Consider the following 17,455-nt stretch of genomic DNA (forward strand, 5'->3'; position numbering starts at 1 on the left):
CCAGCCGCCGCATGCCGACCGATCCCGAGGCCTCGCAATCCGCAGCCATCGCAGCCGCCGAACCTTATGGCCGGGTGGTCGTCAGGGCAGCGCTGTGGCTGGCTTTCCTGGCGCCGTTCTTCTACCTGACCTATGGATTCGCCAACTGGCTGGCGTCGCGGCGTGACGATGTCGGCAGCATCGTGTTCTCCTGGGAACACAGCATCCCGTTCGTCGCCTGGACCATCGTGCCCTACTGGTCGATCAACCTGTTCTATGGGCTATCGCTGCTGCTCAATGATACCCGGCAAGGGGTCGACCGCCTCGCCGGCCGCTTTCTCACCGCGCAGCTCGTCGCGGTCACTTGCTTCATCCTGTTCCCGCTGACCGCGACGTTCGTGCGACCGCCAACGACCGGTCTGCCAGGCTTCATGTTTGCCGTGCTTGGCGGCTTCGACAAGCCATTCAACCAGGCGCCGTCGCTACACATCGCCCTGCTGGTGATCATCTGGGACCATTGGCGCCATCGGCTCGGCGGCCTTCTCCTGTCGCTCTGGCATGTCTGGTGCTTCCTGATCGGCGCTTCGGTGCTGACGACATGGCAGCATCATTTCATCGACATTCCGACTGGCGCGCTGCTCGGTTTTTTCGCGCTCTGGCTGTTTCCGCGCAGCGGCGCATTGCCGTTTTCAGGCGCCCGACTGACCAGCGGTGCGAAAGCCCGTCGGCTGGCGCTGTTCTATGCGCTGGGCAGCGTCCTTGCGCTGGTCGGTGCCGCGCTCGGCGCCTTCCTTTCTGCCGTCGCACTCATCCTGCTTTGGCCAGCTTTGGCGCTGGCCATCGTCGCCTTCGCCTACGCCGGAGCCGGCGCCAAGATGTTCCAGAAATCCGCGGATGGCAGCATCACGCTCGCCAGCCGCGTCCTGCTCTTGCCCTACCGTCTCGGCGCCAGGGCAAACATATGGGCCTGGACGCGTGATCTTGCTCCCCAGGTCGCGGTGGCCGACGGCGTCTTTCTCGGTCGCTTTCCCGCGGCAAGCGAGGCCAACAGCTTCGGCACGGTCATCGACCTCGCCGCCGAACTAGAAAGGCCGGCGGGAACGACGTGCCGCTGGATCAGCTTGCCGATGGTCGACCTGTTGCCGCCGCCCGTGATGATGCAGCAGCAGGCAGCCGGCGCGCTGGAGAAAGCGCGCCGCGACGGCACGGTGCTTGTCTGCTGCGCGCTCGGCTTCCAGCGCAGCGCCGGCGTTGTCGCCGAATGGCTGGTGGCAACCGGCAGAGCCAAGACACCGGCCCAGGCTCGCGAGATGCTGACAGCCGCCGGCCGGCCGGTTCATCTTGCCGAGGCCACGGAGCGGGCGGCGTCATGACCGGCAATGCCTATCAGGAAAGCACCGATCGCTTCGCCCGCATGCTGATGCGGCAAGCCGCGTGGCCGGCCGCACTCGTGGTTGCCGCAAACATTCTCGCGCCCTTGGCCGCCTGGTCGCGCGGCGCCTTCGAGACCTGGCCCGCGGCCGTCGCGCTGTCGCTCGCCGCGGCGAGCGCAGTTGCCGTGCTGGCGCTGTCGGCACTGCTGGCATTCGACGCGCTGCTGTTCCGGCTGATGGCCAACCATGATGACGAGGCTTCCGGTGGCGCCGCGGTGGATCATATATTGGCACGCATGCGCCTGAAGCCGCTGCCGCCCTCCACACGTTCGCTCGACGACCGCATGGCCGGTACGCGCCGGTTGCTCACCAGGCAACGCATTGCCATTGGCCTGTTCGTGGCGATGCTTTTGGCGGCCGGATTTTGGGCGCCGCGATGAGCAAGCTTGCGCTGAAGACCTTCACCTTGCTGCAGACGGTAACCTCCGTTGGCCTCTCGGCGCTGGCCTGGGTGGTGACCGGGGTGCGTCCGATCTGGAACGGCAGCCTGCCGTCGGACCGGCAGCGCATTTATTTCGCCAATCACACCAGCCATGGCGACTTCATCCTCTTGTCGGCCTGCCTCAGCGAAAAGGAGCGCGCGATCACCCATGCCGTGGCGGCCGGCGAGTATTGGGGAAAATCGCGGCTGCGCCGCTTCATCGCGCAGGACATGCTGTCGTCCGTGCTCATCAACCGGCAATGGACGAAGCCCGAGGAAAACCCGATCGAGATCATGCTGTCGGTCCTCGACCAGGGCCACTCGCTGATCCTGTTTCCCGAAGGCACCCGCAACATGACCGAGGAGCCGCTGCTGGCCTTCCGCTCCGGGCTCTACAATTTGTCGATGGCGCGGCCGGAGGTCGAGCTGATTCCGTGCTGGATCGAGAACATGTCGCGCGTGCTGCCCAAGGGCCAGTTCCTGCCGGTTCCGCTTCTGTGCCGCGTCGTCTTCGGCGCGCCAGTGACGGTGGCACCGGGCGAGGAGCGCCGCGCCTTTCTCGACCGAGCCCACGCCACGCTCCTGGCGCTTAACCCGCGCCCTGAACGAGACGATTGATGCGCCACGACATCTCAATTTTGATCATCGGCCTGCTGGTGGTGCTGACCACCGCCAGCATCGTCGCCGCCATACTTTCGGCGCGGGCGCCGAAGCCGCTGAGTTCGACGCTGGTCAATCTCACCCAACGCATCAACGCCTGGTGGGTGATGGTGGCGCTGATGACGGTCGCCTTCTTCTTCGGCCGCTACGGCATGACCATCCTGTTCGCGCTGATTTCTTTCGCGTCGCTGCGCGAATTCGTCACGCTGACGCACACAAGCCGCAGCGACCATTGGGTGCTGCTTGGCATGTTCGGCATCATCATACCGTTTCAATACTGGCTGGTGTGGACCGCCTGGTACGGGCTCTTCGTCATCTTCATTCCGGTCTACTGCTTCCTGCTGATGCCGGCCATCACCGCGCTGCATGGCGACACCGAACGCTTTCTCGAGCGGATCGCCGCGCAGCAATGGGCGGTCATGATCTCGGTCTACTGCGTCAGCCATGTGCCAGCGCTGCTGACGCTCGACGTGCCCGGCTTCGAGGGCCGCAATCTGTTGCTGATCGCCTTCCTGATCATCGTCGTGCAAGGCAGCGACGTGCTGCAATACATCTTCGGCAAGCTGTTTGGAAAACACCGTTTCTCGCCGACCGTCTCGCCGTCGAAAACCTGGGAAGGCCTGATCGGCGGAGTGGTGTCGGCGAGCCTGCTCGGCGCGCTCTTGTCGTTCGTGACGCCGTTCTCGCCGTTGCAGGCGGCTTGCGTGGCCTTCGTCGCCTGTTCGATGGGGTTTCTGGGCGGGCTGGTGGCCTCGGCCATCAAGCGCGACCAGGGCGTCAAGGACTGGGGCCATCTCATCGAAGGCCATGGCGGCATGATGGACCGCACCGACAGCCTGGTCTTCGCCGCCCCGATCTTCTTTCACATCGTACGCTATTTCTGGACCGTCTGAACCGGCCTAGCGCAGTCAGAGCCGGTTTCGCATGACCAGCGTGACGACGAAGAAGGCGCCGAGCGAGCTGGTGATGATGCCGATCGGCAGCTCCTGCGGCGGCAGCAAGGTTCGCGCCAGAAGATCGCTTGCCAGCAAGAGCACCGCCCCGAATAGCGCACAGCTTGCGATCAGGCGCAGATGCAAGGGACCGGCCAGCGGCCGCGACAGATGCGGGATCATCAGCCCGACGAAGCCGATGACACCGGCGACCGAGACGAGAATTGCCGTCGAGAAGGCGGCAACGAGAAACGTCGTCCTGCGCATCCGCGCCACCGGCACACCAAGGCTTTCGGCGGCACTTTCACCGGCCAGGAAGGCGTCCAGCCTGCGGTGGTTCCACAACCCGTAGGCCGCGATCGTGCCGGCGCCCAGTGCGCCCAGCCAGACATTGTCCCAGCGCGCCAGCCCGAGCCCGCCCATCGTCCAGAATAGCACCGAGTGGGCCGCGCGCTGGTCTCCGGCAAACACCAGATAGTTGGTCAATGCCGTGAACAGGAAGGAGACTGCAAGGCCGGCCAGGATCAGCCGTTCCGGCCCCTGCCCCCTCACCCGCGCGACCAGCAGCAGGACGATGCTCGCGGCCAGTATGCCGCCGGTGAAGGCCGCGACCGGCAAGGTCCAGATGCCAAAACTGTCACCAAAGACGGTGATGACGGAAACAGCCCCTGCGGCAGCCCCCGAGGACAGGCCGAACAGGAACGGATCGGCAAGATCGTTGCGGGTCACCGTCTGCAACAGTGCGCCTGTTATGCCGAGGCCGCCACCGACACAGACCGCGAGGATCGTGCGCGGCAGCCGCAGGTCAACGACGATCTTGCCGATCGGGTCCGACACCTGGTGCTCATTCAACCCGACGGCATGGCCAAGTGCGGCGATGACGTCGGTCAGCGGGATCAGCGTCGAACCATAGGCGATCGACAGCAGCACGAGGGCGACGATCGCCACCGCGCCCGCCGCCATCGCCAGCGCGAATGCCTTGTGCCCCGAGAGCGCGGCGGATCCATGCCTTGGGGCAAGAAGCATCAGAACGCTTCCGGATGCATCGCTTTGGCGATCTTGGCGATCGCCTCGATGTTCGCCGGTCCGGGTGTCAGCTCGGCATAGCGCAGGGCCACGAAGCGCTCGTTCTTGACCGCATCCGTTTCCTTCATCGCCGGATGGGCCTTGAGGAAATCGAGCAATTTCTTGTAGCCGCCACCATCCTGGTAATCGAGCAGGATGAGGAATTGCGGATTGCGCGACGCCACGGTTTCCCAATCGGTGTTGCCCCAGCTGGTGTCCATGTCGGCCATGATGTTGTCACCGCCGGCGGCGGTGATCATGGCGCTGGGAATGGCGAATTTTCCGGCGGTGAACGGCTTGTCCTCACCGGAATCATAGAGGAACACCCGCGTCCCCTTGGCGCTGCCGACCTTGGCGGTGATATCAGCGAGCTGTGACTTCCAGCCGGCAACAAGCTTCTCGGCTTCGGCGTCCTTGCCAAAAATCTTGCCCAGCTTTTCGACGTCGCCATACAGAAGGTCCATCGAGGCGGCGGGGCGGTTCTTGTCGAGATGGACGCAGCTTTCGGTCAGCACCAGCGTCTTGATGCCGTGCGGGGCGAGCGTGTCGGGCGTCACGTCACCGCCCGGCTTCATGCCATAGTACCAGCCGGCGAAGAAGAAATCGGGCTCGACCGCGACGAGGTTCTCGAGCGTCGGATATTTTGGCGCCAGTTCCGGAATGGAACCCTGCTCGGCCTTGAATTCGGGGCCGACCTTGTACCATCCGGTGATGCCGGTCAGGCCGACGATCGACGGCTGCAGCTTCAGCGCGAAGGCCATCTCGGCCATGTTGAGATCGTGGATGACGGCGCGCTTGGGCGGCGCGTCGAAGGTCAACTGCTTGCCGCAGCTGTCGACGGTGACGGGGAAGGCGAAGGCCGTCGAGGCCAGCAGCGAGAAGACGAGCGACAGTGAGAGACGTTTCACGGATTTTGCTCCTTGGTTGAACAGTGTCGGATGAGGAATGGGGTCGATCAGGACGGCGGCGCGGCGCGGTTCGGAACATCGAACACCGTCAGTTCGCGGTCCTCGGTGGGATGGCGCAGGCGAAACACGTCGACGCCGAAAATCTCGCGGATCAGCTGTTGGGTCAGCGCTTCGCGCGGGGCGGCCAGCGCATGCAGCCGGGCTTCGTGCATCACCGCGACCCTGGTGGCGAAGGGCGCCACCAGGGCCAGATCATGCAGCACGGCGATAACCGTCATGCCGAAGCCGGCCACGAGTTCGAGAAGCTCACCGCGGGCGCGCGGATCGAGATGGTTGGTCGGCTCGTCGAGGAACAGCACTTTCGGTTGCTGTGCGATGGCGCGCGCCAGTTGGGCGCGTTGGCGTTCCCCACCCGACAGCGAGCCGATGCTGCGGCCAAGCAGCGGCAACAGCCCGGTCCGGCGCAGCGCATCGACGACAATGTCGCGTTCCTCGCTCCTGCGCCTCAGGCCGGCATGCGGGACGCGGCCAAGCTCGACATAGTCGATCACCGCTAGTCGCGGATCAGGCTGGTCGGTCTGGCCGACGACGGCTATGTGCAACGCCCGTTCGGCGGTCGAGATCCTGTCCAGGCGGCGCCCGCTGAGCTTCACCTCTCCGGAGCTAGGCTTGAGCATGCCCGACAGCATGCGCAGCAGTGTGGTCTTGCCGGCGCCATTGGGGCCGATGATAGCGAGGCGATCGCCTAATGCCACCGACAGGCTGACCGCATGGACCAGATCCCGCCCGTTGGCCGTCGCGCCGAGGTCGCGCGCTTCGAGAAGCGGCATTGTCATCGGCTGTCCCCCGCAGGCTTGCCCGATCCCGGGATGCGGGCCAGCGTCTTGCCGGCCAGTCGGGGCGGGCGTTGTCCGGAATTGCACCAGCCGTCGGCTAGCGAGGCGTAAAGCCTGGCAAATCGCACGAGATCGCCGGCGTCGGCCTCCGCGTCTATGGAGCCGAAGAGATAGGCGGCCTTGCCCGGCGCCTGGAAGGCCACCGTCAGCGGCCGCGCGCAGCCCGCCATGCACTCGACGCCTTCGATCGTGAAGCCATGCGCAACCACGGGCTCGTGGTGGGCTGAGAGCCGGGACCGCAAATCCGCGCAAAGGCTTTCGCCCGACCTGATCCCTGTCGGGACGTCACGGCAAAGCGTGCACACGATGATGCGATGGATGGCGCCGTCCAACTTTCCGTCACTTTCCAAAACTGGCGACGGAAGGATGTTGGCGAGCCGGCCGACAAGACCGACGTCCACGTTTCCTCCCGGCACACCCCGTCCGGTCAACTCAGTGATGGCAGGTCTCCTGGCTCGCGGGTCTCGGCTCAATCCTGCCTTCCCAGCCTTGCCGGCCAGTGGCATATCGGATCTTGCTCACCGCTTACAGTTGCGGGGGCAGCCACGGTCTCGACCTTTGAGGGTCTCACCGTGTTCCCTTTTCACCCCTTGCCTTTCGGCGCGGGGACCATCACGGGGCCACCGTAGATTTGCCCCGAGCGCATCGCAACGATTCTTTTCGACTGAACCTGTCACCATCGCGGCACCGGCAGCTTGTCAGCTAGAGGCGTGCGATATCTCCATCTGTAATGTAATAACAGAACGATTTAGGTGGTTTTCTTTGTCGATGTCAATCCCTTGCCACAACCCTTCGAACTATCGCTGAAGGTTGCGGACGCAGACAGGGCGGAGTTCGCGTGAACCCCGCCCCGGATCGGATAGTCTGCAGGCAGACGCGCTTACTTGCCTGACAGCTGCTTGGCGTTCTCGGGCGTGATCGCCGTCGTCTCGACAGTGACCGTCGTATCCACCGAAGTGGCGCAATCGAGTAGGATCTTCTTCGACATCTCGATCGCTTCCTTCGCACCCGTCGGGTAGGTGAAGGTCGCCGCCCAGTCACCCTTGGCGACGGCCTCGATGCCACCGGCCGGGCCTGGCAAGCCATCAGTACCGATGATCTTGACGTCCTTGCCAGCGCCCTTGGCGGCAAGCAGCGCGCCGGCCGCCATCATGTCGTTCGAGGCGTAGAGCACCTTGATGTCGGGATGCGCCTGCAACATGGCCGAGAAAGCGGTCTGGGCTTTATCCGGCACCCAGTCGGCAGCCTGCTCGGCAACGACCTGGATCTTGGCATTCTCCTTGACGCCGTCCTTGAAGCCATTCAGCCGCTCTACGGCCGGCGTCGAACTCGGGAGACCTTCCAGCACGGCCGCTTCGCCACCTTCCGGCAGCAAGGTCTTGGCGGTGTATTTGCCCGCTTCGAGCGCGATCTTGTAATTGTCGCCGCCGATGAAGGCGGTGTAGTCCTTGCCAGGATCGCCGACCGTCTTGCGGTCGAGTTCGATGACCGGGATGCCGGCATCCATGGCGCGCTTCACCGCCGGCGTCAGCGGCGCCGCCTCGAAGGGCGAGATCAGCAGGAGATCGACCTTCTGGGTGATGAAATTGTCGACCTGCGAGGTCTGCGTGTTGACGTTGCCGGCGCCGTCGGCGATCTGCAGCGTGAAGCCCGGCACTTCCTTGGCCGCCGCCGTCAGCTCGTCATTGACGTGCTGACGATAGGGCTCGGCATTGTTCGCCTGCGAAAAGCCGATGATGAACTGGCCGTCCTTGGCGCAGGCCTTGACCAGCGGCTCGGCGGCCTGGGCGGCTCCGGCAATGCACAGGCCGGCGCCTGCCTGAAGCACGGCATGAAGCGCGCGCCTTGTTCCTTGTCTTGTGGTTTTCATACTTACTCTCCTCCTCGTCGGGCCGGGGGGCCAGACCTTGGTTGACTGCCTTCCAAATGCTGCCGTCTTCCTCCTAACGACCCAAACCCTCGCGGCGGCGAACGAGGGATTGAAGCACTGCCGCCAGCACGATGATCGCGGCGGTGGCGAGCAACTGCATGGCGGGCGTGATGTTGTTGAGCTGCAGAATGTTGGCGAGCGCGCCGAGCATGATGGTGCCGGCCACGGTGCCGACCATCGAGCCGGCGCCGCCGAACAGGCTGGTGCCGCCGATGACCACGGCGGCGATCGCGGTGAGCTCGTAGCCCATACCGTCATTGGCGCTGCCGAAATTGAACTGGCCGGCATGGACGATGCCGGCAAGGGCGGCGGCAAAGCCGGTGATGGCATAGACCGAGATCTTGACCATCGACACCGGCACGCCCGAAATGCGCGCCGCGCGCTCATTGCCACCGACGGCAAAGACATAGCGGCCGAAGCGCGTGGTGTTGAGCACGATCGTTGCGATCGCGGCAAAGACGATGAAGACTATGGTGGCGACCGGCACGGTGTTGTGGAACAGACGCTCGCCGAGGATAGCGAACACCGGCGGCGCCAGGCCCGGCCCGTCGCCATAGGAAATGTTGATGTACTGGTTGCCCGAGACGACCAGAGCGAGACCTCGCGCGGCCTGCAAGCCGGCGAGCGTGACGATGAACGGCTCCAACCGGAAGCGGGTGGAGATGGTGCCCTGGATGGCGCCGAAGACGATGCCCATGACCAGCACCGCGAGGATGGTGGGAATGAGCCCGAAACCGCCGGAGATCATCATCGATGCTGTAACGACGCTGGACAGGCCGAGCACCGCGCCAACCGACAGGTCGATGCCGGCGGTAATGATGACGAAGGTCATGCCGATGGCGATGATGCCGGTCTCGGACACGGCGCGCACGATGTTGGCGATGTTGTCGGGATCGAGGAACAGGATCTGGCCATGCCGGCGCGGCGAGAAGATGATGCCGCCGATCGCCACCACGACCAGGCCGATCAGGCTCTGGAAGCGCACCACCAAAGCGAGCGGATCGCGATGTTTTGGCGCGGGCGCTGCCGGGGCCTGCGCCGCCGAAATCTTTTCGTCAGACATCAGGCCTCCCTGCCATTTGCCGCGGCCAGCACCGTGTGCTCGTCGACGCCGCCGATGAATTCCGCCACATTGCGCCCCTGGCGCAGCACCACGATGCGATCGCACAGGCCGATCAGTTCCGGCATCTCGCTGGACGCGACGAGGATGCCGAGCCCTTGCGCGGCGAGCGCCCGCAGGCGCGCGTAGATTTCGCCCTTGGCACCGACATCGACGCCGCGCGTCGGTTCGTCGAGCAGCAGCAGCCGGGGGTTGCCGAGGATTTCTTTCGCCAGCACCACCTTTTGCTGGTTGCCGCCCGACAGCGCGCCGACTGCGATGTCGGGATTCTTCGGCCTGATATCGAACTGGCCGAAGGACTGCTTCACTGCATCCGCCTGGCGGCGCTGAGACATCAGGCCGAAGGGCGAGATGCGGCGGATGACAGACATGACGAGGTTGAGGCCAACCGCCATTCTGAGCATCAGGCCGCTGCCGCGCCGGTCGTCGGTGACAAAGGCGATGCCGGCCGCGCGGGCCGCCCTGATCGAATCCAGCCTTACCGGCTGGCCGTCGATGGCGACCTCGCCTTCCCAACGGCCGGACAGGCCGGTGCCATAGAGCGCGCTGAGCAATTCGGTGCGCCCTGCCCCCATGATGCCGGCCAGCCCGACGATCTCGCCCGCCTTGACGTCGAGCGAGATACCGGCCGGCGGCTGCCATCCGGCGCTTTCATGGGCGAGCCTGAAGCGCGCGTCGCGCAGGCTGAGCAGCGTCTTGCCGGCCGTCCTTGAGCGTTCGGGATAAAGCTCGTCCAGCGGCCGTCCGACCAGGAGCCGAACCAGTTCGGCCTGCGGCGCGTGCGGCTCGGTGACGCCGGCGACACGGCCGTCGCGCATCACCGTCACCCGGTCGGCGATCTGCGGCACCTCCTCGAGGCGATGCGAGATGTAGACGATGCCGACGCCGCTGGCGGCGAGCTTGCGCATGATGTCGAACAGCCTGTCGACCTCGCCAACCGTCAGTGCCGCCGTCGGCTCGTCCATGATCAGCACGCGCGAAGCGTAGGACAGCGCCTTAACGATCGCCACGACCTGGCGCTGGCCAATCGACAGGTTCGCCACCATGCTGGCCGGATCGATGGCCAACTCGATGGCTTCCAGCCGCTTGCGGGCTTCGCTGCGCATCGCCGGCACGTCGAGGAAACCGCCTGGCCGCATCAGTTCGCGGCCGAGGAACAGATTGGCCGCCACGTCGAGCGTCGGCACCAGGTCGAGCTCCTGGAAGATGGTGGCGATGCCGGCCGCTTGTGCCTCGCGCGGATTGTTGAAGGTGGCCGGCTTGCCATCAATGTGGATGGTGCCTTCGTCCGGCGTGTAGACGCCCGATAGCAGGTTCATCAGCGTCGATTTCCCGGCGCCGTTTTCGCCGAGCAGGGCATGGATCTCGCCCGCCTTGAGGTCGAAGTCGACACCGCGCAGCGCCTGGACGCCGCCGAAGCGCTTGACCGCGCCGGTGACGGAAAGCAGCGGCGCGCTCATATTGACCTCATGGGGGCTGACCTCATGGGGCCGGCCTCGCACAGGATTCTCGGACCTGCAGCGCCGCCCGCAGCCGTACCGCCTGCGGCTCCAGGCCGGTGGATGCGATGCGGGCGCACAGCAAGGCCGCCGCCTGCCGTCCGATCTCGGTGCAGGGCTGCGCGACCAGCGTCAGCCGCGGCTCGAAGCAATCGGCCCATTCGAAGTCGTCGAAGCCGGCGAGCGAGAGATCGCCGGGGATTGAGAGACCTCTCTCGCGGATGGCGCGGACTGCCCCGATCGTCGTCATGTTGTTGCCCGTGACCAATGCAGTGGGCGGCGACGGCAGGGACAGGATCGCATGGGTCGATGCCGTCGCGCTTGCCGTATCGACATTATCCGGCGAGACATAGTGCGGCAGGCACTCAAGTCCATTGGCGGCCAGCGAGGCGCGAAAGGCTTCGATGCGTTCACGCGTCGTCGCCAGGCCCGGCTGGCCGGCGATATAGCCGATGCGCTTGTGGCCGAAGGATGCGACGTGGTCGATCAGCGCCCGCATCGACGACTGGTTCTCGACGCCGATCTGGTCGAAGCGTTCGTCGGCGAAACGGTCGATCAACACGCAAGGCAGCTTCTTCTCGGCCAGGTAATCGATGGCGCGCTGCGGCGCGCCCGACGGTGCCAGGATGACGCCGTCGACGCGACGCTGGTGAAAGGCGCGCACCACCGAAAGTTCGCGGTCGGGGTCCTCCTGCGTGTCGGACAGGAAGACCATGAGCCCGAGACGCGCGCATTCGGCCTCCACTGCGCAGATGATGTCGGTGAAATAGGGGTTGGAAATCGCCGAGATGGCCAGGCCGACGCTGTTGGTCGAGGAGACTTTCAGCGACCGCGCCAGTTCGTTGGGCTGATAGCCCATCGCGGCAATCACGTCATTGATGCGCCGCGCCTTCTCCGGCGAGACAAAGCGGGTGCGGTTGATGACATGCGAGACGGTCGAAACCGACACGCCGGCGCGGCGCGCGACCTCAGCCATTGTCGGCATGGCGACTCGAACGGAGTGCTGGCAAGCGCTCCTCCCTGATGATGCGTTCCCGGTCCGCTCTCACTGGTTATGGCGGATTAGCGGCGACCATAGTGTCATCGAAACGTTTGCGCAATCGCTTCGATGCGTTTTTGCTGGAGGTCGGTTGTTGTGGTGCCATGGCGATCGCGCGATCTGGTCTTCGACTGAAAATAGAGCGTGCCGGCACGGTTGACCTGCCGATGCTCGTGAGAACACATTGCGGTATCGGTCGAGATTGCAGAAGCATCTGGGTCCAACTTCACGAAGAAAGGCTCGCTTGCAATGGCTGGTATTTTCAATTTCCTGAGCCCGGCTGGTCGTTGAAGCGATGCTTGCGCTGTTCAGCCGCCATCCACAGCGCGGCGCTGTCGGTCCAAACTGCTCAGAGCAGATGGGAGTCTGCAGGACGCCGGCGGCGTTATCTGGCGCGACGGATCCGGACAACGGAGGTGCCCGGCATGATGCGTGGTGACCCAGCCGGATGAACGAGCGGACGGTAGCAATCTGCATACTCGCGATCGGCAAACCAGGCTATGCGCTGGCGGCGCGCGAAGCCATTACGTCCTTTCTCCGGAACACGGATTTCGAAATCTATGTAGTCACGGATCGGTTCTCCGCCCCAATGCTGCCGCCCTCGCCGCGCATCCATGTCAACTTGCTCGACGCCGCACGGCAGGAATACCGGGCCGATGGGTTTCTGGCCAAGTTCGACGCATTGGCCTGGTGTCTCGGGCAGGCCAGCGCCGAGATCATTCTTCAGGTCGATGCCGATACCATCCTGTTGCGCCCCCTTGCGGCGGCAGAGGTGTTTACGGCGCTGGGCGAACAGCGGATGGCAATGGTCGAACAGACCGGCATCGCCGGTTCGGGCATGACGCCGGGGGACTTCCAGGAACATTACAGCAAGCGCTCGCTAGCGTTCATCGACGGTTCAGCGGCGGCTCCACCCGCGATATCGTTTCGCTACTTCAACAGTGGCGTGGTCCTGGCCTTCAGGGACGAACTGCAGCTTTTGCTGGAGTGGGTAGCGGGACGACGCTTGCTCCTGCCTGCCGATCACTCGGTTGGCGCGCACATGATCGCCGACCAGGACTATTTCCAAGTGTGGGCAAACTCAGTGGTGCCGGATCGCTGCGCCTCCCTATCATGGCAATGGAACCATTGCAGCCACTGGGATACGGGCTTTCCCCGACCGGATGCGCTGATCGCCCACTTCAGCAACTTCTGCAATGGCCCCGAAGTCGAAACCGTGCTCGCGATGCATAACCTTCTTGCCGACGGTTCCGCCGGACCCTTGCTAGACAGCACAGCGACAGGACAGCCTGCCGACCTGGCGTTCATCATCATCACGTACAACTCGTCCAAGATAATCCGCTACTGCCTCGACGCCCTGCCGGACCAGCATGAGATCATTGTCGTCGACAATGGCTCAACCGACGAGACACTCGACCACGTGACGCATCAGGGCGTGACCATCATCCGGAACAAAAGCAATGAGGGGTTCGCCGCCGCCGCCAACCGAGGCGCTGCCGCCGCCAGCGCCAAATATCTATGCTTCCTCAACCCGGACTGCGTCCTGACATCGACCGCAGTCGAGACGGCACTCTCGATGCTTTCCCAAAAACCCGATGCGATGATCGTTCCGGACTATGTCGACTGGCATGGCGAAGTCACACCCGGTCGCCAGCCCGGCTATTCCCGGCTCAAGCTGACAGCCGACCTTCTTGACAATAATGGCATGGCGAAATGGGCTCGGCGCCTGAGGTGTCTCCCATTTTATCACAACCATAACTGGAGCTGGCCGCTCGCGGCCGCTCTTTTCGTTCGACGAGAGACCTTTCGTGCTATCGGCGGTTTCGATGAGAGATACTTTTGCTACATGGAAGATGTCGCAGTGGGATTTGAAATGGCACGGCGTGGGCTCGAAATCGTCGAACTGGAACATGTGCTGCCGCATCTCGGTCGGTACGGCGCGGATATCCCGATCTCCGTCAGGATCTCGTTGATCGACAATGCGCGGCTCAAGTTCGCGCGGCTGCATTATGGCCGTGCCTTTGCGGCTACGCTTCGCGGTCTGCGATGGGTTCTCCATCGCCGCCTCGGTATCAGGGACGCGCTGCGCCGAAAACGGTGGCGTGCGCTGGAAAGCCGATGAACTACTATGTTCTGCCCGGGGTCGGCATATATGGCGGCATCAAGGTTGGCTTCCAGTTCGCCCAGTTGCTGACGGACGCCGGCGTGCCGATGGCGGTCGCGACCCCTGGCAACCTTGCGCCTTCATGGTTCCGATGCAGTCAGCCTGTGGTGGACAGGCAGCAGGTCGTCGCGAATGCCGGGAAGAGCGATACGCTCATCTTCTCATTGCCGCACGACTATCCCGAGTTGAAGGCAACTGGGGCGCGGCTGATCTTCCACTGTCAAGGTACCGATCCCCTGATCAACCCGATTCTGCACGACAGGGATGTCACAGTGCTGACGTGTTGGGAACAAGCGACGAATTACGCAATGTCCGTCGCCCGGCGCGTTTCGATCGATGTCGGCATATCGATCTCCGACGCTTTCTTCCATGACGGATCTCCCAAGGACGAACGGTGCGCAGCCTTCATGCCGCGCAGAGGCGCCGCGATAGCCCAATCGGCGATGAAGCATGTGCGCTCCCTCCGCTTCCTGCCGATTGACGGCGATAGTGAAGATATCTGCGCCAAAAGTCTTAAGCGCTCCGGGTTCTTCCTGGGCACGGCAGTGGCTGAAGGCTTCGGACTGCCGGCGCTCGAGGCGATGGCGGCAGGCTGCGTTGTAGTATCGGTTCCAGTCGTCGGCGGGATGGAGTATCTCAGACATGGGCACACTGCGTGCATCGCCGAGCCGATAGAACTGCCAGCCGCGCTTGCCGAAATCAGCAAGCAAGGCGCAGGCTCGCGGCGTGCCGCCCTGCGCGACGGCGGCGCGGCGATGGCATCCCGTTACCGCATCGCGGTTCAGAGAAAGAAACTGCGATCTGCCATGGAGGCGGGCTTGAAGGACGCCTTGTCATGGAGCTAAGCGTTATCGTTCCTTCATGGGGCCTGACCGCGCTGCTGCGAAGTTGCTTGCTGCAGCTTGAGCATGCCTTGGCGAGGACACAGCTTGGCAAGACCTGTGTCGTCGTCGTCGACAATGGCTCCGCCATACCCTACCTCGCCGATGATCTGGCACCGCCGCACGTGCGGATCGTCAGGCTGGACCTGAGGCATTCCTTCTCGGCAGCCTGCAATCGCGGCGCCCGCGAGATTGAAGCCACACGGTACCTCTTCCTCAACAATGACGTGCTTCTGCATCCGGACGCCCTGGTGGAGATGCTTGAGATCTTCCGTGACCACAAGGTTGGCATCTGCGGCACCAGGCTAGTCTTGCCCGACGACACGATCCAGCATTGTGGCGTGCGGTTTGACGCCGGAGAACGTGGCCCCTATCACCAGGATCATGGCAAGCGAAGCGCGATCGTCAACCGGGCGACGACTTTCCCGCAGGCCGTTACGGCGGCGGCCCTGATGATCGACCATGCGGCCTTCGACGCCTTGAACGGTTTCGACGAGACATTCCCTTTCGGCTATGAGGATGTCGATCTCTGTCTTCGGGCACGGCAGTTGGGAATCCGCATCGCATGTGGCCAGCGCAGGGATTCACTGCATCTGGAATCGACATCGGACCGGCGGCCCGACCGCCACAAGGCCTCGCGCAACCTGTTCTTCGAGCGCTGGCGCGGGCGCTACACCATAGACGGAGACGAGAGCGGGTGACGCAGGCAAACGAGATATCGCTGATCGTCCATACGCGGGATTCGGCACGGACCTTGCCCCGGCTGCTGGCGACCACCGCCTGGGCAGCGGAGCGCATCATCGTCGACATGCAAAGCGGCGATACCACCGTCGAGATCGCACGTTCCGCCGGCTGCCGGGTGCTGAGTTGTGCCATCGTCGATGCCGTCGACGCAATCCGCAATCAATACCTGCCGCAGGCGCAAAACGACTGGGTGCTTGTGCTGGATTCCGACGAGTATCTCGCTGACGACGCATATGAGGCGCTGCGAGGCCTTGTGCGCGACCATGGCGAAAGCACCGACGCCTTTGCGTTGCCGAGGTTCAACTCCGTCGCCGGCCAGGTCATGCGCGGTTCCGGCTTTTACCCCGATCACCAGATACGGTTTTTCCGCAAGGGGACTGTCGCCTGGCAACCAGGCCATCATCGCATGCCGCAGGTTCTGACCGGTGCCAAGCGTCTTCGTCGACTGGATGCGCCGAACTGCCTCCACATCCACCACGAGAACTACGTCGACATCGCCTCGTTCATTGCCCGGCAGGCGCGCTATGCGCTGAGCGATTCCTACGACCCCAATCCCGACAATTTCGATTTCGGCACCTATGTCGCCGAGGCCTATGCGGAGTTCGAACGGCGCCATGAGCCTGCCGAGGATGGTGAACTTTCCACCGCAGTGGCAACCGTGCTTGCCTGGGACCGGATCATGCGCGGGCTGATCCACTGGGAACGGCTGGGGCGCCAACAGCCACTCAACTCGGCCTTCTCCCTGCCGATCGTGCCAATTGCGCAAAGGCGCAAGCCATCACAATTCGGATTGCGCCATCTGCCGCGCGAGATCGGGCGCTGGCTTCGCCGGTTGTTCCAGCGTCGGCGGCGCTAGTCGGCATCACTTTGCGCGCTGCGCAATTTCGATCAAACTGGCCGCGTGCGGAGGCGGCAGTATGATCCGGCCGATGCGCGAAGGAGCCCCATGAACCCGACCGAGAAGGCGCTGTGGTTTGTCGAGAGCCATCTGCCGGAGGCGATATCGCTTGACGATGTCGCGCAAAGCAGCGGGGTGTCGCGTTTCCATGTGACACGCGCCTTCGGCGCCGCCACTGGCCGCTCGGTCATGGGTTATGCGCGGGCGCGGCGCCTGAGCGAGGCGGCGCGCAGACTGGCCGGCGGGGCGCCCGATATCCTCTCGGTGGCGCTCGACGCCGGCTACAACTCGCATGAGGCTTTCACCCGGGCCTTCCGCGACCAGTTCGGCACCACGCCGGAACTGGTGCGCGCGCAAGGTTCGACCAAGACCCTCGACCTCGTGGAGCCTATCCTGATGGACCAGTCCTTTCTCACCAACCTCGAACCACCACGCTTCGAGACCAGCCGGCCGTTCCTGATCGCCGGGCTCGGCGAACGCTACAGCTGCGAAACCAGCGCCGCCATTCCAATGCAGTGGCAGCGCTTCGGCCCTTACATCGGCAATATTCCGGGCGAGACCGGCGACGTTGCCTATGGCGTCTGCGTCAATGGCGACGATGCCGGCAATTTCGATTACATCGCCGGCGTCGAGGTATCGGACTTCTCCGACCTTCCCAGGGAATTCAGCCGGGTGCGCATACCTGCTCAGAAGTATGCGGTGTTTTCGCATCGCGAGCACATCTCGGCCATCCGCCGCACCGTCAACACGATCTGGAACAAATGGCTGCCGGCCTCCGGGCACGAAATAGCGGACGCACCGGAATTCGAACGCTATGGCCCGGAGTTCGATCCGCACAGCGGCAATGGCGGGCTGGAGATCTGGATACCGGTGAAGGCTTAGCGGG

Annotated in this window: 18 protein-coding genes and 1 riboswitch; of the genes, 9 read left to right on the forward strand and 9 right to left on the reverse strand. The window is 63.9% G+C overall.

Annotation, left to right across the window (positions count from 1 at the left end; translation table 11 throughout):
* The first annotated feature begins 11 nt into the window (after nt 1-11).
* The 4 genes from AC1DX4_RS04610 to AC1DX4_RS04625 are packed head-to-tail and all read left to right on the forward strand — an operon-like array spanning nt 12 to nt 3,386.
* Nucleotides 12-1,352, forward strand: coding sequence for a phosphatase PAP2/dual specificity phosphatase family protein (locus AC1DX4_RS04610; RefSeq protein ID WP_477219211.1), 1,341 nt, complete (start codon nt 12-14; stop codon nt 1,350-1,352).
* On the forward strand, nt 1,349-1,792 hold the full coding sequence (locus tag AC1DX4_RS04615; protein ID WP_477219212.1) for a hypothetical protein: 444 nt from the start codon (nt 1,349-1,351) through the stop codon (nt 1,790-1,792). The genes AC1DX4_RS04610 and AC1DX4_RS04615 overlap by 4 nt, the downstream gene beginning before the upstream one ends.
* The gene (locus AC1DX4_RS04620) at nt 1,789-2,451 is read left to right on the forward strand and encodes a lysophospholipid acyltransferase family protein (RefSeq protein WP_477219213.1); all 663 of its coding nucleotides are present in this window, start codon (nt 1,789-1,791) and stop codon (nt 2,449-2,451) included. The genes AC1DX4_RS04615 and AC1DX4_RS04620 overlap by 4 nt, the downstream gene beginning before the upstream one ends.
* A complete protein-coding gene (locus AC1DX4_RS04625; protein ID WP_172230092.1) occupies nt 2,451-3,386 on the forward strand; it encodes a phosphatidate cytidylyltransferase in 936 nt (311 codons plus the stop codon). Before AC1DX4_RS04620 ends, AC1DX4_RS04625 begins: the two co-directional genes overlap by 1 nt.
* Nucleotides 3,387-3,401: 15 nt before the next feature.
* Here AC1DX4_RS04625 and AC1DX4_RS04630 read toward each other — a convergent pair whose 3' ends face one another.
* The 9 genes from AC1DX4_RS04630 to AC1DX4_RS04670 all read right to left on the reverse strand — a co-directional run bounded on the left by AC1DX4_RS04630 (nt 3,402) and on the right by AC1DX4_RS04670 (nt 12,148).
* The gene (locus tag AC1DX4_RS04630) at nt 3,402-4,451 is read right to left on the reverse strand and encodes a FecCD family ABC transporter permease (RefSeq protein ID WP_477219214.1); all 1,050 of its coding nucleotides are present in this window, start codon (nt 4,449-4,451) and stop codon (nt 3,402-3,404) included.
* A complete protein-coding gene (locus tag AC1DX4_RS04635; protein WP_477219215.1) occupies nt 4,451-5,398 on the reverse strand; it encodes an ABC transporter substrate-binding protein in 948 nt (315 codons plus the stop codon). Before AC1DX4_RS04635 ends, AC1DX4_RS04630 begins: the two co-directional genes overlap by 1 nt.
* Nucleotides 5,399-5,445: 47 nt before the next feature.
* Entirely contained in the window at nt 5,446-6,234 is a 789-nt protein-coding gene (locus AC1DX4_RS04640; protein WP_477219216.1) for an ABC transporter ATP-binding protein, read from the reverse strand.
* Entirely contained in the window at nt 6,231-6,695 is a 465-nt protein-coding gene (locus AC1DX4_RS04645; RefSeq protein WP_477219217.1) for a DUF1636 family protein, read from the reverse strand. The genes AC1DX4_RS04640 and AC1DX4_RS04645 overlap by 4 nt, the downstream gene beginning before the upstream one ends.
* A gap of 22 nt (nt 6,696-6,717) precedes the next feature.
* Nucleotides 6,718-6,923, reverse strand: a riboswitch (cobalamin riboswitch).
* 251 nt (nt 6,924-7,174) lie between these two features.
* A complete protein-coding gene (locus AC1DX4_RS04650; RefSeq protein WP_477219218.1) occupies nt 7,175-8,164 on the reverse strand; it encodes a substrate-binding domain-containing protein in 990 nt (329 codons plus the stop codon).
* Between the two features lie 73 nt (nt 8,165-8,237).
* On the reverse strand, nt 8,238-9,287 hold the full coding sequence (locus tag AC1DX4_RS04655; RefSeq protein ID WP_477219219.1) for an ABC transporter permease: 1,050 nt from the start codon (nt 9,285-9,287) through the stop codon (nt 8,238-8,240).
* Complete coding sequence (locus AC1DX4_RS04660; RefSeq protein ID WP_477219220.1) at nt 9,287-10,804, reverse strand: sugar ABC transporter ATP-binding protein; 1,518 nt, start codon at nt 10,802-10,804, stop codon at nt 9,287-9,289. The genes AC1DX4_RS04655 and AC1DX4_RS04660 overlap by 1 nt, the downstream gene beginning before the upstream one ends.
* A gap of 22 nt (nt 10,805-10,826) precedes the next feature.
* Complete coding sequence (locus AC1DX4_RS04665) at nt 10,827-11,828, reverse strand: LacI family DNA-binding transcriptional regulator (RefSeq protein ID WP_477219221.1); 1,002 nt, start codon at nt 11,826-11,828, stop codon at nt 10,827-10,829.
* Between the two features lie 95 nt (nt 11,829-11,923).
* Nucleotides 11,924-12,148: a hypothetical protein gene (locus AC1DX4_RS04670; RefSeq protein WP_477219222.1), complete on the reverse strand. Its 225-nt coding sequence runs from the start codon at nt 12,146-12,148 to the stop codon at nt 11,924-11,926.
* Between the two features lie 182 nt (nt 12,149-12,330).
* On the opposite strand from AC1DX4_RS04670, the gene AC1DX4_RS04675 reads away from it, so the two are divergent.
* From AC1DX4_RS04675 to AC1DX4_RS04695, 5 genes are all read left to right on the forward strand, one after another.
* Nucleotides 12,331-14,004, forward strand: coding sequence for a glycosyltransferase (locus AC1DX4_RS04675; RefSeq protein ID WP_477219223.1), 1,674 nt, complete (start codon nt 12,331-12,333; stop codon nt 14,002-14,004).
* On the forward strand, nt 14,001-14,891 hold the full coding sequence (locus tag AC1DX4_RS04680) for a glycosyltransferase (RefSeq protein WP_477219224.1): 891 nt from the start codon (nt 14,001-14,003) through the stop codon (nt 14,889-14,891). Before AC1DX4_RS04675 ends, AC1DX4_RS04680 begins: the two co-directional genes overlap by 4 nt.
* Entirely contained in the window at nt 14,882-15,628 is a 747-nt protein-coding gene (locus AC1DX4_RS04685; protein ID WP_477219225.1) for a glycosyltransferase family 2 protein, read from the forward strand. The genes AC1DX4_RS04680 and AC1DX4_RS04685 overlap by 10 nt, the downstream gene beginning before the upstream one ends.
* Nucleotides 15,625-16,527, forward strand: coding sequence for a glycosyltransferase family 2 protein (locus AC1DX4_RS04690; RefSeq protein WP_477219226.1), 903 nt, complete (start codon nt 15,625-15,627; stop codon nt 16,525-16,527). Before AC1DX4_RS04685 ends, AC1DX4_RS04690 begins: the two co-directional genes overlap by 4 nt.
* 90 nt (nt 16,528-16,617) lie before the next feature.
* Nucleotides 16,618-17,451, forward strand: coding sequence for a GyrI-like domain-containing protein (locus tag AC1DX4_RS04695; protein ID WP_477219227.1), 834 nt, complete (start codon nt 16,618-16,620; stop codon nt 17,449-17,451).
* Nucleotides 17,452-17,455 lie beyond the last annotated feature (4 nt).

The sequence above is a fragment of the Mesorhizobium sp. P3_A8 genome, from assembly GCF_056402995.1.